The sequence below is a fragment of the Seohaeicola zhoushanensis genome, from assembly GCF_014656415.1.
GTDB lineage: Bacteria > Pseudomonadota > Alphaproteobacteria > Rhodobacterales > Rhodobacteraceae > Seohaeicola_A > Seohaeicola_A zhoushanensis.
Window position 1 is genome coordinate 1 of record NZ_BNCJ01000023.1, and the last position, 15,320, is coordinate 15,320.

Annotated in this window: 14 protein-coding genes; 4 read left to right on the forward strand and 10 right to left on the reverse strand. The window is 67.0% G+C overall.

Translation table 11 applies throughout. The features are described 5' to 3' along the window. On the forward strand, positions 1 to 2,393 hold a 2,393-nt coding region (locus tag IE266_RS22685), incomplete at its 5' end, for a cadherin-like domain-containing protein (protein WP_189682424.1). A gap of 12 nt (positions 2,394 to 2,405) precedes the next feature. Here the strand turns inward: IE266_RS22685 and IE266_RS22690 are convergent. Next, positions 2,406 to 2,876 (reverse strand): Lrp/AsnC family transcriptional regulator, encoded by a 471-nt coding sequence (locus IE266_RS22690; RefSeq protein WP_189682425.1) that lies wholly within the window; start codon positions 2,874 to 2,876, stop codon positions 2,406 to 2,408. 160 nt (positions 2,877 to 3,036) lie between these two features. Here IE266_RS22690 and IE266_RS22695 point away from each other — a divergent pair, with 160 nt between their 5' ends. After that, positions 3,037 to 3,504, forward strand: a complete 468-nt coding sequence (locus IE266_RS22695) for an RrF2 family transcriptional regulator (RefSeq protein ID WP_189682426.1) — start codon at positions 3,037 to 3,039, stop codon at positions 3,502 to 3,504. A 171-nt stretch (positions 3,505 to 3,675) separates the two neighbouring features. Next, positions 3,676 to 4,071 carry a hypothetical protein gene (locus tag IE266_RS22700; protein WP_189682427.1) on the forward strand — a complete coding sequence of 132 codons (396 nt, stop codon included), beginning with the start codon at positions 3,676 to 3,678 and terminating at the stop codon, positions 4,069 to 4,071. A gap of 26 nt (positions 4,072 to 4,097) precedes the next feature. On the opposite strand, the gene IE266_RS22705 is transcribed toward IE266_RS22700, so the two are convergent. The 9 genes from IE266_RS22705 to IE266_RS22745 form a co-directional block, all read right to left on the reverse strand. Beyond that, on the reverse strand, positions 4,098 to 5,825 hold the full coding sequence (locus IE266_RS22705) for a SulP family inorganic anion transporter (protein WP_229864404.1): 1,728 nt from the start codon (positions 5,823 to 5,825) through the stop codon (positions 4,098 to 4,100). 53 nt (positions 5,826 to 5,878) lie between these two features. Further along, positions 5,879 to 7,558, reverse strand: a complete 1,680-nt coding sequence (locus IE266_RS22710; protein ID WP_189682428.1) for a bifunctional protein tyrosine phosphatase family protein/NAD(P)/FAD-dependent oxidoreductase — start codon at positions 7,556 to 7,558, stop codon at positions 5,879 to 5,881. Positions 7,559 to 7,569: 11 nt separating this feature from the next. Next, entirely contained in the window at positions 7,570 to 8,454 is an 885-nt protein-coding gene (locus IE266_RS22715) for an MBL fold metallo-hydrolase (RefSeq protein WP_189682429.1), read from the reverse strand. Between the two features lie 23 nt (positions 8,455 to 8,477). Further along, positions 8,478 to 8,696: a YgaP family membrane protein gene (locus IE266_RS22720; RefSeq protein ID WP_189682430.1), complete on the reverse strand. Its 219-nt coding sequence runs from the start codon at positions 8,694 to 8,696 to the stop codon at positions 8,478 to 8,480. A gap of 96 nt (positions 8,697 to 8,792) precedes the next feature. Next, entirely contained in the window at positions 8,793 to 9,458 is a 666-nt protein-coding gene (locus tag IE266_RS22725; protein ID WP_189682431.1) for a Crp/Fnr family transcriptional regulator, read from the reverse strand. Positions 9,459 to 9,817: 359 nt separating this feature from the next. Continuing rightward, complete coding sequence (gene guaA / locus IE266_RS22730; RefSeq protein WP_189682432.1) at positions 9,818 to 11,395, reverse strand: glutamine-hydrolyzing GMP synthase; 1,578 nt, start codon at positions 11,393 to 11,395, stop codon at positions 9,818 to 9,820. 117 nt (positions 11,396 to 11,512) lie between these two features. Then, positions 11,513 to 12,484 (reverse strand): DNA topoisomerase IB, encoded by a 972-nt coding sequence (locus tag IE266_RS22735; protein WP_189682433.1) that lies wholly within the window; start codon positions 12,482 to 12,484, stop codon positions 11,513 to 11,515. A gap of 1 nt (position 12,485) precedes the next feature. Beyond that, complete coding sequence (locus IE266_RS22740; protein ID WP_189682434.1) at positions 12,486 to 12,698, reverse strand: hypervirulence associated TUDOR domain-containing protein; 213 nt, start codon at positions 12,696 to 12,698, stop codon at positions 12,486 to 12,488. Between the two features lie 49 nt (positions 12,699 to 12,747). After that, the gene (locus tag IE266_RS22745; protein WP_189682435.1) at positions 12,748 to 13,926 is read right to left on the reverse strand and encodes a BaiN/RdsA family NAD(P)/FAD-dependent oxidoreductase; all 1,179 of its coding nucleotides are present in this window, start codon (positions 13,924 to 13,926) and stop codon (positions 12,748 to 12,750) included. Positions 13,927 to 14,145: 219 nt separating this feature from the next. On the opposite strand from IE266_RS22745, the gene IE266_RS22750 reads away from it, so the two are divergent. Then, on the forward strand, positions 14,146 to 15,312 hold the full coding sequence (locus tag IE266_RS22750) for a peptidoglycan glycosyltransferase FtsW (RefSeq protein ID WP_189682436.1): 1,167 nt from the start codon (positions 14,146 to 14,148) through the stop codon (positions 15,310 to 15,312). Positions 15,313 to 15,320 lie beyond the last annotated feature (8 nt).

Here is a 15,320-nt window from a genome sequence, read left to right on the forward strand (position 1 = left end):
CTCTCAACGAGGGCGGCGCGGCGATTGGTGGGCAGTTGACGGCCAGCGATAGCGACGCCGGCGCGGTGCTGATTTGGTCCGGTTCGGCGGCGGGCGCTTATGGTTCGTTCACCATGAATGCGGACGGCAGCTGGAGCTATGCGCTTGGGGCCTCTGCGGAGGCGTTGAAGGCGGGGCAGGTGGTGACCGAGAGCTTTATGGCGACGGTGACCGATGAACAGGGCGCGACGGCGACGGAGACGGTGATCGTGACGATCACTGGGGCCAATGACGGGCCGGTGGTGACGAGCGCTACGGCGGATGCGCGAGGCGCTCTCAACGAGGGCGGCGCGGCGATTGGCGGGCAGTTGACCGCCAGCGACAACGACGCCGGTGCGGTGCTGACCTGGTCCGGTTCGGCGGCAGGCGCTTATGGTTCGTTCACCATGAACGCGGATGGCAGCTGGAGCTATGCGCTCGGGGCCGCGGCCGAGGCGCTGAAGGCGGGGCAGGTGGTGACCGAGAGCTTTACGGCGACGGTGACCGACGACCAGGGCGCGACGGCGACGGAAGTCGTGAAGATCACGGTGACCGGCACGAACGATGGCCCTGTCGCGTTGAACGTCAGCACGCAGACCGATCAGGACAACAGCGTGAGCGGCACCCTGACGGCGACGGACATCGACAACGGAGCCACGCTCGTATTCGCGCTGGGGGCGGATGGGCCGGATCACGGCTCGGTGCTGATTCAGAGTGACGGCAACTGGACCTATACGCCGGATGCCGGTTTCGCGGGCCTAGACCGGTTCGACTATACCGTGACCGACGATTTCGGCGCGGCGGTGACGCGGACGGTGACCGTGGCGGTCAATTCGGCGCCCTACAGCAATGCCGGGCAGCAGATCGTGACGCTGAACATCCTGCCGGAGCCGGGTGGCCTGCCTGCCGGCAGCATCTTCGCCAATGCCAGCGACGTGAATGCCACGGCGGTCAACCTCGTCGTCACGCTCGACCGGTCGGGCAGCGTCGGGCAGACCCAGTGGACCGCCATGATCAATGCCGTCGCCGACGCGCTGGAGACCCTGGCCGACCGCTTCGACGGCGCGCTGACCGATGTGGACGTGCAGATCATCACCTATGCGAGCTCCGCCAGGGTCGAGGGGACCTTCGATCTGAGCGACCCCGGCCTGATCCAGATGGTGCGCGCGATGCCCTATTCCGGAGGGCAGACGAACTGGACGGCGGCGCTGGAGCTGACCGAGGACTTCTTCGATGCCCAGCCGGTTGGCGAGAAGAACTTCCTCTACTTCATCACCGACGGGTCGCCCTCCAGCAACACCTGGCAGGCCGTTCTCGACAGGCTGACTGATGAGGCGACCAAGGGGTATTCCGTCGATATCGAGGCCTTTGGCGTGGGCAGCAACGTGAATTACAACACGCTGGCCCTGTTCGACGATACGCCGACCCTGTTGCAGGGGGCAGAGGATCTGACCGATGCCTTCAGCCAGACGCCGCTGTTCTCCGCCGAACTGGTCGACCTGTCGGTGACCCTGATCGCCGACGGGGTGGATCAGGGCCAGATCGCCGACGAGACCGCGGCGGGGCTGGTGCTGAGCGGCTTCAACGCCACGCTCTCGCTCGCGGATATCGACGGGTTGGTAACCTTGCTGGGCGAGGAGAACCGCTTTTCGGTTACCGGCGGGTTCGATCTCGACGGCGACCCGACCACCGTGGAGCTGACGCTGTTCGATTCCGAGGTGCTGGGCAAGGCGGCCACGGCGCAGGATATCACCGGGAACGATGGCAGCGACCTTTTGTTCGGCAGCGATGAGGCCGACAGCCTGAGCGGGGGCGCCGGCAATGACGTGATGCTGGGCTATGGCGGGGACGATACCTTCGTGACCGGCGCGGGCGCCGATACCGTTCTGGGCGGCGCGGGCGATGACCTGATCGTGGTCGACAGTTTCGACGGGCTGACCGGCGGGCGGCAGGAAACGCTCGACGGCGGTGACGGTCGGGACGTGTTGCGGATCGACCTCGGCGGAGACCTGACGGCGGATTACATGTCGCTGGTCGATCTCTCGGGGATCGAGGCGCTGGATATGGCCAATGGACAGGCGAATACGGTCGAGCTGACGATTGCCGACCTGCTGGGCATGTCCGGTGACCAGGACGATGCGCTGGCCGGGCTGCTGGGCGAGGATATCGGGCAGAGCCTGACGATCTACGGCGATGCCAGCGACAGCGTCACGCTGGTTGGCGAGGCCGGAGGTCAATTCCAGGCGACCGGCGCGCAGGTCGTGGATGCGGGCGGGGCGGTGCTGGATATCTACCAGTATACCCAGGGCAGCGATGTGCTGCACACGCTGGCGGTCGACGCTGACGTTGCGGTGTCGATGCAGCCCGCGGCCTGACCGGGGCTCCGGTCAGGCGGTCAGCTCGCCAAGCGGCACGGTGGTTGCGACCCGCACGCGCTCCAGCGCGAAGAAGGAGTTGACGCCGCGCAGGCGAATGCTCGACGTGAGCTTTTCGTAGAACCTGTCGAAGGCCGCCATGTCGGGCACGATGACCCGCAGCAGGTAATCGTAGGTGCCGGCGAGGCGATAGACGTCGCGCACCGGCGGCAAGGCATCGGCCACGGCGAGAAATTCGCGATGCCAGGCGGCGCTGTGCTCGGCGGCCTCGATCATGACAAAGGCGGTCAGCGACAGGCCGAGCGCGTCGGGGTCGAGCAGGGCGACACGGGAGCGTATGACGCCGGACTCCTCGTGCTTCTGGATGCGTTTCCAGCAAGGCGTCTGGGACAGCCCGACCCGGTCGGCGATGCGAGCCACGGACATGGTGGCATCCTTCTGCAGCAGGTCGAGGATGTTCAGGTCGATCCGGTCAAAGCTCATGGTGCCACCCTGGTTTGGTCTGCGCGAGTCGGGCGGATGATGCCATATTTCAACAAAATGTCGATCATGTTTATCGTGTTATTATTCAAGGCTCGCGATTTCCGCCGATGATGCTAATGTTGACCGTGATAGTCGCGCTTTCGGGGCAGCCTGCCGCACCATGATCACGCACAAGACGAAATACGCCCTCAAGGCACTGATGGTGATGGCCGACGAGAGGGCGGCCGGTGCCGAGGCGCTGCGCATCGAGGATATCGCCGAGCGGTCGGGCGCGCCGAAGCGGTTCCTCGAGCATATTCTCCTCGATCTCAAGCGGGCAGGCCTGATCGGCAGCCGGCGGGGGCGGAACGGCGGCTATGAGCTGATCAAGGAGGCCAGGCGCGTCTCGCTGGCCGAGGTGCTGCGCCTGATCGACGGGCCGCTGGCGCCGTTGCCCTGCCTGTCGCGGCGGGCCTATCAGCCCTGCGAGGATTGCAAGGACGAGCTGAACTGCCGGGTGAGGGCGGTTTTCGGCGGGTTCTATGCCTCGTACATCCTGATGATCGAATCGCTGACCCTGGCGGATCTGATGGAGGATTCACGCCCGCTGGAGCGGTTTGCGCTGCCGGGCGGCGTGGCTGGGGAATGATCCACTAAATACACGACCGAAAAGGGCGTGATTTTTCCGTTGATAAACACGACTGATCGTGTCGTAATTACCTTGTCAGGAGATGGAACCTCCCGCTGTGCGGAGCGCCACCCGATCCGCAAGGGACGTCCGTCTCCTGGCACGAAACCAAGGCTCGCCGGAGGTAGACAGATGTTCCATTCCATCTCGATCGGACTGCACGCGCCCGTCCTGGGCGAGGTTATCACCCCGATTTGGTCAGACCCCGCTGCAACTGCGGCCATCGCCGAAACGCGCGCCGCCTGCCATTGCGCCGATGAGAGCCGGCTGCCGTCGGGGAGCGGGATCGTGATTGCAGCCCTCTGCGGGATTGTCGGACTTGCCGGCGGCGTGGCGGTCTGGGTATCGGGCGCAGGGTGGGGCTGGGCCGTTCTGGCCTGGATGGCTGCCGGGCCGCTGGCCCTGGCGGTCTATGCCACACTTTCCGTTTTCAGTCGCGGCAACCCTGCGCCTTGCCAGCCGGAGCGCTGCCGGTCCGGCTGGTCGCGCGCCGAGATCGGCGCGCTGTCGGGCTGGCCGAGTTTCTGATCCCGACCGGCAGCGGTGCGGCGGTTTCAGACCGCCGACAGCTTGCGTCCGGCTTCGGGGGCGAGTTTCTGCCAGGCGTCGTATTGCGACAGGAAGACCTCGCCGTTCAGGTCGGACAGCAGGTGCGAGAGCTTGAGTCGGTCCATCACCGGGCCCTTCACCTCGGACAGGTGCAACCCGATGCCCATGTCGCGCAGGCGGTGGTTGATCGCCTCGAGGCTTTCGAGCGCCGAGAAGTCGACATCGTTCACCGCCGAGAACATCAGCACTACGTTGCGGATGGCGCAGCCCTCGGTCACGCGCTTCTGGATCAGGTCCTCGAGGAAGCGGGCGTTGACGAAATAGAGGCTCTCGTCGACGCGCAGGGTGACGAGGCTGGGGTCGGTCAGCACCTTGTGGCGGTTGATGTTGCGGAAGTGCTGGGTGCCGGGGACAAGGCCCACCTCGGCCACATGGGGGCGCGAGGTCTTGTAGAGGTGAAGCAGCACCGACAGGCCGACGCCCGAGGCGACACCGGCCTCGACGCCAAGGCCCAGCGTCAGCAGGATCGTCGCCGCGACGGCGATGAAGTCGGATTTGGCATAGCCCCAGGTCTTCTTCAGGATCGAGAAGTCGACCAGGCTCAGCACCGCGACAATGATGGTGGCGGCCAGGGTGGCGTTGGGCAGGAAATAGACCAGCGGGGTCAGCGCCACGGCGGCGATGGCGAGACCGATGGCGGTAAAGGCCCCGGCGGCGGGGGTTTCCGCACCGGCGTCGAAGTTCACCACCGAGCGGGCAAAGCCGCCGGTGACCGGGTAGCCGCCAGTGAAGGCCGCGCCGAGGTTGGCGGCACCGAGGCCGATCAGTTCCTGGTCGGGGTCGATACGCTGGCGCTTCTTGGCGGCCAGGGTCTGGGCGACCGAGACGCTTTCGACAAAGCCGATGACCGAGATCAGGATGGCCGGGACCAGCAGCTTGCCCAGCAGGTCGGGCGAGAGGCCGGGCAGGGTGAAGGGCGGCAGGCTTTGCGGCACCTCGCCGACGATCCTGACGCCATGCGCCCCCAGGTCGAAGGCCCAGACCGCCAACGTCGTGACCACGACCGCCGCGACCGGCCCCGCCTTGGCGGCGATATCGGTAAGCAGCGCAGGCGTGCCGAGGCGCTTGAGCGCGGGCTTCAGGCCCTTGCGGACCCAGAACAGGAAGGCGGTGGCCGTGACGCCGATCAGCAGCGTGATCCAGTTGGTTTCGTCCAGGTGGCTGAAGATCGCGCCGAGCATCTCGGGCAGGGTGTGGCCACCGGCGCCGATCCCGAGGATGTGCTTGAGCTGGCTGGTGGCGATCAGGATGCCCGAGGCCGTGATGAAGCCGGCGATGACCGGGTGGCTGAGGAAATTGGCGAGGAAGCCGAGGCGCAGCACACCCAGCAGCACGAGGAAGCCGCCCGACAGGAAGGCCAGCGTGAGCGCCGCGACGGCATAGCCGGCGGTGCCCTGTTCCGCCACCTGCGCCACCGCCGAGGCGGTCAGCAGCGAGACCACGGCGACGGGACCGACCGCCAGCGCCCGGCTGGTGCCGAAGATCGCGTAGAGCAGGATCGGGGCGATCGAGGCATAGATGCCCGCTTCGGGCGGGAGGCCCGCCAGCAGCGCATAGGCCAGCGACTGCGGGATCAGCATGATCGTGACGATCACCGCTGCGATCAGGTCATTTGACAGCGCCTGGCGGTCGTAGGTCCGGCCCCAGTCGAGGATCGGCAGGTATTTGTGCATTGCGGTCAGTCTCTTGCGGGCGGCCCTTGGCGGCCGCCCGGTTTGTGGGTGCCTCAGCGCGAGGCGACTTCGAGCTTCTCGGGGCGGGCCAGCCATTCCTTGCCGCGCAGCATCGCCTTCCAGTAGATCGGCGGCAACATCCTTTCCTTCAGGAACCAGGCGGCGCGGGTCGGTTTGGTGCCGTCGAGCAGGAAGGTCGGGAAGCTGGGTTTCAGCACGCCGCCATAGCCGAATTCGGCCAGCACGATCTTGCCGCGCTCCACCGTCAGCGGGCACGAGCCGTAACCGTCGTATTGCGCCACGGCCGAGTGGCCGTCGATATCGGCGGCGATGTTCTCGGCCACGGTGGGGGCCTGCTTGCGCGCGGCTGCTGCCGTCTTGGCATTGGGCGCGTTCATCACGTCGCCCAGCGACCAGATGTTGTCATAACTCTTGTGGCGCAGGGTGGCCTGGTCGACGTCGACCCAGCCCGCCGCGTCGGCCAGCGGCGAGACGCGGATGAAGTCGGGCGCGGTCTGTGGCGGGCAGACGTGCATCATGTCGAATTCGACCTTGACCTCGGTGGGCTCAGTGTCGGGTTTGGAGACCTTGAAGGTGGCGGTCTTGGCAGGGCCGTCGACGGCGGTGAGGTTGTTGAAGAAGTTCAGCGTGACGTCGTATTTCGCGATGTATTCCATCAGGGCGGGGACATAGTCCTTCACCCCGAAGAGCACGCCGCCGGCGTTCATGAACTGGATGTCGATGTCCTTCAGGACGCCGCGGCGGTACCAGGCATCGCCCGAGAGATACATCGCCTTCTGCGGCGCGCCGGCGCATTTGATCGGCATCGGCGGCTGGGTGAACAGCGCGCGGCCCCGGTTGAGGCCCTGGACCTGCTGCCAGGTATAGGGCGCCAGGTCATAGCGGTAGTTCGAGGTGACGCCGTTGCGGCCGAGCGTTTCCTCCAGCCCCTCGACAGCGGCCCAGTCGAGCTTGAGGCCGGGGCAGACCACAAGGCGGGTGTATTTCACCACGCGGCAACCGTCGAGGATGACGGCGTTGTTGGCCGGCTCGAAGGCGGCAACGGCGGCCTTGATCCACTTCACCCCGCGCGGGATCAGCGAGCCCATGGTGCGCGCCGTGGTCGCGGCATCGAAGATGCCGCCGCCGACCATGGTCCAGCCGGGCTGATAGTAGTGGATGTCGGCCGGGTCGATGATGGCAATCGAAAGGCCGGGCTTGCGCGCGTGCAGGCTGGCGGCGACCGAGATGCCGCCGGCGCCGCCGCCGACGATCACCACGTCGAAGCTGGCATCGCCGGTGTCGGTCGGGGTCTTGCCGCCATTGGCGATGCGGCGCGCCACGCCGTTCATGTCATAGCCGGCGGCCTTGGCGGCGGCGAGGATCTCGGGCATCGGCCGGGTCCTGGCCTGGTGGAAGGACCAGAGCGTGACCGAGCGCGTGCCGCTGCGGCAATAGGCGTGCAGCGGGTGGGGCAGTTCCTCGAGCGCCGCGCCGAAGGCATCGACGTCGGCATCGGTGACCATGCCGGCCTTGATCGGGACGTAGCGGGCCTCGATCCCGGCCTCCTTGGCGGCGGCTTCGATCTCGTCGAAGGTCGGCTGGTCGGCGCCTTCGCCATCGGGGCGGTTGCAGATGATCGACCGCACGCCGCGCGCCTTCAGCGCGGCGATATCGGCCGGGGTGATCTGCGGGCTGACGGTGATGCGCGGGGTGAGCTGCTTGAGATCCATGGCGACGGCTTTCAGAGCGTGTTGACCGGAACCTTGAGCATCGGGCGGCCGTCCCTGTCCTTGGGAACGGCCCCGGCGCGCATGTTCACCTGGAGCGAGGGGATGATGAGGCGCGGCATGGCCAAGGTGGCGTCGCGCTCGGTGCGGAAGCGGACGAAGTCTTCCTTGGACTTGCCGCCGCCCACGTGGATGTTGTGCGCCTTCTCCTCGCCGACCGTTGTCTCCCAGCGGATCTCGCGGCCGTTCGGGCCATAGTCGTGGCACATGAACAGGCGCATGTCGTCGGGCAGGGCCAGCACCTTCTGGATGCTGTCATAGAGCGTGCCGGCATCGCCACCGGGAAAGTCGGCGCGGGCCGAGCCGCCGTCGGGCATGAACAGGGTGTCGCCGACAAAGGCCGCGTCGCCCATGACATGCACCATGCAGGCGGGGGTGTGGCCGGGCGTGTAGATCGCAAAGGCTGGCATGTTGCCGATCATGTAGGTGTCGCCGTCCTCGAACAGCCGGTCGAACTGCGAGCCATCGCGCTGGAACTCGGTGCCCTCGTTGAAGACCTTCCCGAAGGTGTCCTGCACGATCATGATCTTCGAGCCGATGCCGATCTTGCCGCCCAGCTTCTGCTGGATATAGGGCGCGGCAGAGAGGTGGTCGGCGTGGACGTGGGTCTCGATGATCCATTCCAGCTTCAGACCCTGGGTTTCGACCTCGCGGATCAGCGTATCGGCATGGTCATAGGTGATCCGGCCGGCGGCATAGTCGATGTCCATGACCGAATCGACGATCGCGCAGGCGTTCGAGCTGGGATCCTTGACGATGTAGCTGATCGTGTTGGTGGCTTCGTCGAAGAAGGCCTGGACGACGGGTTTGATGTCCATGCGGACGGGATAGCTGGTCATGGGGTGTCCTCCTTGGGGCGGGGTCAGCGCGCGGCGGGGCAGGTGCGGATGCCGAGGATCGCGTAGATCGGGCAGATGCGCAGGGCGGCCACGACGAGCATCACGATGCCGATGATCGCGGCGCCGTATTTGTAGAGCGGCGCGTCGAAGAGCGGCAGGCCGCTCAGGAAGGCGAGGTAGAGCAGGACCAGCCCGAGCGCGAAGCGCAGGATGCGGTCGATGGTGCCGACGTTGGGTTTCATGGTTTGCCTCCGCTACGGATAACAGACCATGCGCATACGACGTTGCCGGCGCTGCTTCAGTGATATTGTCACCGATGGGTGAAAATGACCTGGCGTTCAGGCGCTGGCGGCAAGCCTGGCCAGCGCCGGCCGGTCGGCCAGCGTGATATGTCCACGCGTCTGGGTGATGAGGCCCCGCTTCTGGAAGTCCTGCAGCACGCGCGAGATCACCTCGCGCGCCGAACCGAGTTCGCTGGCCAGCTGCTGGTGGGTGGCGGCGAGGTCGTTCGTCTGCCCGGCCAGCGCCAGCAGGCGGTCTGCCAGCCGCACGTCGATCCGGCCGAAAGCGACATCATCGACGACGCGCAGCAGGTCGATCAGCCGGCGCGAGTAGGCGGCGAAGACGAAGCTGCGGAACGAGGCCTCCTCGGCCGAGAGCCGGTCGAACTCGGTGCGGGGCAGCGTGACGGCGACGACATCCGTCTCGGCCATGCCCTCGGCGTTATAGGCCTCCTCGGCCAGGATGCAGGCGGTGGTCAGCACGCAGCTGTCGCCGGCCTCGACCCGGTAGAGCACGATCTCGCGGCCGTTCTCCGAGGTCTGCGAGACGCGGATGGTGCCCTCGATCAGGAAGAGGAAGCTGTCGGGCGCCTTGCCAGGGCCGAAAATCTGCGTGCCCTGCGGCACCCGCATCACGCGCGCCGCGTCGAGCAGGCGCTTGCGCACCTGGGGCGGCAGGCTGCGGGTGCCGGGAAAGCGTTCGGTCCAGTCGCCGATATTCATGCGCAGGCCTCGGGGGCTGGTTCGGGGCGCGGCGCCAAGGTGCCCCGGCGGGCGTGTCGGGTTCCATCCATACTGCGCGGTCTCCTCCTCGAAACGACGCCTGACCAGTCTCTTGCCGCCGCCTGTTCAACTTGCAGCGCAGGCTGCGTTCGGCCCCATCTTCCTTGGCCGCACGGCGATTGACCAGATGGAATCTGGATGTGCCGGGGGACCGGCGCAGGCGGGCCATGGGTGGTCTTGACTGCGGTGCAAGAGACAGGCAAAGGGGCGTCTCTCGCTTCGTGCATGACGCGAAAAACGATTTGCAAGTCTCTGATCTGAAACAAAAAGGCCCGCCGTTCAGGCGGGCCGTTTCAAAGTCATTCCCACTCGATGGTGCCCGGCGGCTTCGAGGTGATGTCGTAGGTGACCCGGTTGATCCCCTGCACCTCGTTGATGATCCGCGTGGCGGTCTCGCCGAGGAAGTCATGGCTGAACGGGTAGTAGTCGGCGGTCATGCCGTCCACGCTGGTCACCGCGCGCAGGGCGCAGGCGTAGTCATAGGTGCGCCCGTCGCCCATCACGCCCACGGTGCGGACGGGAAGGATGGCGACGAAGGCCTGCCAGATCTCGTCGTAGAGGCCGTGCTTGCGGATCTGGTCGATATAGACCGCATCCGCCTTGCGCAGGATCTCGAGCTTTTCGCGGGTGATCTCGCCGGGGCAGCGGATGGCGAGGCCGGGGCCGGGGAAGGGGTGGCGGCCGATGAACGAGGCCGGCAGGCCCAATTCGGTGCCAAGCGCGCGGACCTCGTCCTTGAACAACTCGCGCAGCGGTTCGACCAGCTTGAGGCCCATCTTCTCGGGCAGGCCGCCGACATTGTGGTGGCTCTTGATCGTGACCGAGGGGCCGCCCGAGAAGCTGACGCTTTCGATGACGTCGGGATAGAGCGTGCCCTGCGCGAGGAAGGACGCACCCTCGATCTGGTCGGCGTATTTCTGGAAGACGTCGATGAACAGCTTGCCGATGGTCTTGCGCTTGGTCTCGGGGTCCGAGACGCCTTCGAGCGCGCCGAGGAACAGCTCCTGCTCCTGCGCGTGGATCACCCGCAGGTTCATGTGGTCGCGGAACATGGTGACCACTTCCTCGGCCTCGTTCAGGCGCAGCAGGCCGTGGTCGACGAAGACGCAGGTGAGGTTCTCGCCGATCGCCTCGTGGATCAGAGCCGCGGCGACCGAGCTGTCGACCCCGCCGGAGAGGCCGCAGATCACCTTGGCGTCGCCCACCTGCTCGCGGATCTTGGCGACCATCTCCTCGCGGTAGGCGGACATGGTCCAGTCGCCCTTGAACCCGGCGAGGCGCACGAAGTTCTCGTAGACGGTCTTGCCGTTCGGGGTGTGGTGCACCTCGGGGTGGAACTGCACGGCGAAGAAGTTGCGTTTCAGGTCGGCGGTGATGGCATAGGGCGCGTTGGGCGAGGTGCCGTAGACCTCGAAGCCGGGGGCCAGTGCCGCGACGTGGTCGCCGTGGCTCATCCAGACTTGTTCGCGGCCATCGAGGAACCAGCCGGCCAACAGGTCGATGCGGCTTTCGGCCGGGGTCACATAGGCGCGCCCGAATTCGGCGGTGCCGCCGCCGCCCGAGATCTTGCCGCCTTCGACGCGGCCGCCGAGGTCCTGCATCATGACCTGCTGGCCATAGCAGATGCCCAGGATCGGCACGCCGAGGTCATAGACCGATTGCGGCGGGCGCGGACTACCTTCGCGGGTCACGCTGTCGGGCCCGCCCGAGAAGATCACCGCCTTGGGGGCGAAGTCCTTCAGGAAGGCATCGGACACGTTCTGATAGGGGTGAATCTCGCAATAGACATTCAGCTCGCGCAGGCGGCGCGCGATCAGCTGCGTTACCTGGCTGCCGAAGTCGATGATGAGGAGGCGGTCATGATGGGGCTGGCTCATGACGCGCTGATTAGGCGCGCGCCGGGGCAGAGGCAAGAGGATTGATCCGCGCAGGCCGGGCCTGAAGGCTGGCTTTGCCGCTGTTGGCGCGTTTGCCGGGCGCCGGGCGGCCCGGGATCAGCTTTCGAGCAGGCCGAGGAGGCGGTTCTCGGCGGCGCTCAGCCCGGACAGCCCCGCCGAGGACGCCGACGGAGACGGGGATTCGGCCAGGGCGATGACGTCGGGGTGGATATAGGCCTTGCGCGCGACCGCCGGCGTATTGGCGAGCCGGTGCGCCGCGGCCTCTGCGAGGGCGCGAATGGTGGAGGCGCCGGCCTCGACCGCCTCGAAGGCGGCCAGGGTGCCGGCCCAGGTGCGAAAGGTCTTGGCGGTGAAATCGGCGCCGCCAGCCTCGGCGAGGTAGCTGTTGAGCGCGCCGGACGAGAGGGTGCGCACCGCGCCGTCATCGTCGGTCCAGGTGAGCAGCTCGGCACCGGGCAGGTCCCGCACCTGGTTCAGGACCTGCAGCAGCTTGCGGTCCGTCAGCTTCCGGCGCACCTGCTTGCCACCCTTGGCGGTGTAGGACAGGTTCAACCCGGTGCGGGTCAGCCGCAGGTGGCGGCGCTGCAGGGTGAGCGCACCGTAGGAGCCGTTCTGCCGGGCGTATTCCTCGTTGCCGACCCGCAGCGACAGCCGGTCGATCAGCAGCAGCGCCGCGGCCAGGGCAAAGCGTTCGCCGCCGGGGTCCTCGGCCAGGTCGCTGGTGATGCGCCGACGGATGCGGGGCAGGGCGCGGGCGAATTCCGGCAGCATGTCGTATTTCTGGGCCGACTGCGCCTCGGTCCATTTGAGGTGATAGCGATACTGCTTGCGGGTCCGCGCATCGATGCCGGTGGCCTGCAGGTGCCCGTTGGCTCTGGGCGAGATCCAGACCCTCTCGTAGGCCGGCGGCACGGCAAGCGCCTCGATCCGGTCGCGTTCGGTGCCGCGGGCGATGGTGGTGCCATCCGGTGCAAGGTAGCTGAAGCCGCGGCCGGCGCGGCGGCGGGTGATGCCGGGGCGGCTGTCGGGATACCAGGTCAGTCCGGCGGGCAGATCCGAGGGGGCCATGTCAAAGCAACCGCACCTCGGAGGCGAGCTTCAGCACCTCGCCGCCATCGTCCATGCGGATCACCACGGCCGGGTTCTCGGGGCTGCCGTTGCGCACGATGCGCGAACCCTTGATGATGCGGATGGTCCGTTCGGGCAGGATCTCGGTCACGCGGCCCGAGGGGGTGCCCCGGCCCCAGGTCCATTCCACGCGGTCGTCCTTCGAGATGGTCATTCGCTTCCTCCAGTCGGCAAACACCGGGCGCGGCGCAATGGTTCCCGGTTCAGCGCGCGGAGATCGCCGTGCCGGCAGCATGGGCCGAGGCCCAGGCCCACTGGAAGTTGTAGCCGCCAAGCCAGCCGGTTACGTCGACCGCCTCGCCGATCGCGTAGAGGCCAGTTAGCTTCTTGGCTTCCATTGTCGAGGAATTGAGGCCGGCGGTGTCGATGCCGCCCAGCGTCACCTCGGCGGTGCGGTAGCCCTCGCTGCCCGAGGGGGTGAGCGACCAGCTGGCGAGCCGGTCGGACAGGGCGCGCAGGGCGGTGTCGGACTGGTCGGCGAGGCGGCCCTGCAGGTTCCACTCGGTGGCGAGATGTTCGGCGAGGCGGGCGGGCAGGTGGCGGGCGAGTTCGGTCTTCAACTCGTGCCGCCCGCTGGACTGGCGCGCGGCGCGCAGGGCGTCGAACAGCGGCGCGGTGGGGGTCAGGTTGACGCTCAGGCTTTCGCCCTCGCGCCAATAGGAGGAGATCTGCAGCACCGAGGGGCCGGAAAGGCCGCGATGGGTGAAGAGCAGCGCCTCGTCGAAACTGGCGCGGTCATTGGACAGCCGCGCGGGCAGCGAGACGCCCGAGAGTGCGGCGAAACGATTGTCGGAGAAGGTGAGCGGCACCAGGGCGGGCCGCGTCTCGGTCACGGCAAGGCCGAAGCGGCGGGCGATGTCATAGGCGAGGCCAGTGGCGCCCATCTTGGGGATCGACTTGCCGCCGGTGGCGAGGACGAGGTTCGCGGCGGTGACGGTCTCGCGCCCACCCTCGCGGTCGAGCGCAAGCGTGAAGGCCGCGCCGTCGTGCGAGAAGTCCGCCAGCGCGGTCGAGAGCCAGAGCTCGGCCCCGGCGCGGGCCATCTCGGCGCGCAGCATCTCGACGATCTGGGTGGCCTTGCCGTCGCAGAAGAGCTGGCCGAGGGTCTTCTCGTGCCAGGCGATGCCGTGGCGGGCGATCAGGCCGAGAAAGTCGCGCGGGGTATAACGCGCCAGCGCAGACTTGGCGAAATGCGCGTTCTGCGACAGGAAGTTCGCCGGCCCGGCGTGCAGGTTGGTGAAGTTGCACCGCCCGCCGCCGGAGATGCGGATCTTCTCGCCTGGATTGCGCGCGTGGTCGATCACCAGCGTGCGCCCGCCCGTGAAGGCGGCGCACATCATGCCGGCGGCGCCGGCGCCGAGGATGACGGTGTCATAGCGCATTACATTGCCCTCGCGCGGATCGCGGGGATTGGCAAGGGGGAAGCTTGGCGGTGATTGCCCCGGAGCCGGTCGGGCCGTGAAAGGATGCAACAGTACTGGCGTATCTTCGCTCAGGCCATTGACAACAACTGGTAGGAAGACTCTGGCGGGATCGGCATTTTCCCTGTAGTGTTCATCCTGAGACCCCGCAAAGGGGCGACAGGCAAAGGGCAGTGAACCGTGACAGAGATGGTCTATGGGGCCGTCCCCGACAGGGGCGGCGAGCCGATTCTTCCGAAGTGGTGGCGAACGGTCGACAAGTGGTCGATGGTCTGCGTGTTGCTCCTCTTCGCGATCGGGCTTCTGCTGGGCCTTGCCTCGTCGCCACCGCTGGCCGCGCGCAACGATTTCGCGCCCTTCCACTACGTTCAGCGTCAGGCCGCCTTCGGGGGCATGGCCATCGTGGCGATGTTGCTAACTTCGATGATGTCGCCGATCATGGTGCGCCGCCTGGCAATCCTCGGGTTCCTCGGGGCCTTCGTGGCTCTGGCGATGCTGCCCTTCCTCGGCACCGACTTCGGCAAGGGCGCGGTGCGCTGGTATTCGCTGGGCTTCGCCTCGTTCCAGCCGTCTGAGTTCCTCAAGCCCGGCTTCATGGTGGTCGCCGCCTGGCTGCTGGCGGCGAGCCAGGAGATCAACGGCCCGCCGGGCAAGACCTGGTCTTTTGCGCTCTGTGTCGCCATCGTGCTGATGCTGGCTTTCCAGCCCGACTTCGGGCAGGCGAGCCTGGTGCTCTTCGGCTGGGGCGTCATGTATTTCGTCGCCGGTGCGCCGATGCTGCTGCTGGTGCTGATGGCCGGCCTCGTGGTGCTGGGCGGGACGTTTGCCTATTCCACCTCCGAACACTTCGCCCGCCGCATCGACGGCTTCCTGACGCCGGATGTCGACCCGACCACCCAGCTTGGCTACGCCACCGATGCGATCATGGGCGGCGGGCTGTTCGGCGTCGGCGTGGGCGAGGGGCAGGTGAAATGGTCGCTGCCGGACGCGCATACCGACTTCATCGTCGCCGTTGCGGCCGAGGAATACGGCCTGGTGCTGGTTCTGGTCATCATCGCGCTCTACGCCTCGGTAACGGTGCGCTCGCTGCTGCGGCTGATGCGCGAGCGGGATCCCTTCATCCGCCTGGCGGGCACCGGGCTGGCCTGCACCTTCGGCGTGCAGGCGATGATCAACATGGGCGTGGCGGTGCGGCTGCTGCCGGCCAAGGGCATGACGCTGCCCTTCGTGAGCTATGGCGGGTCGTCGCTGATCGCGGGCGGTATCGCGGTGGGGATGCTGCTGGCCTTCACCCGCTCGCGTCCGCAGGGCGAGATCGCCGACCTGCTGCGGGGGCGGAACCGGTGAGGGCGGGC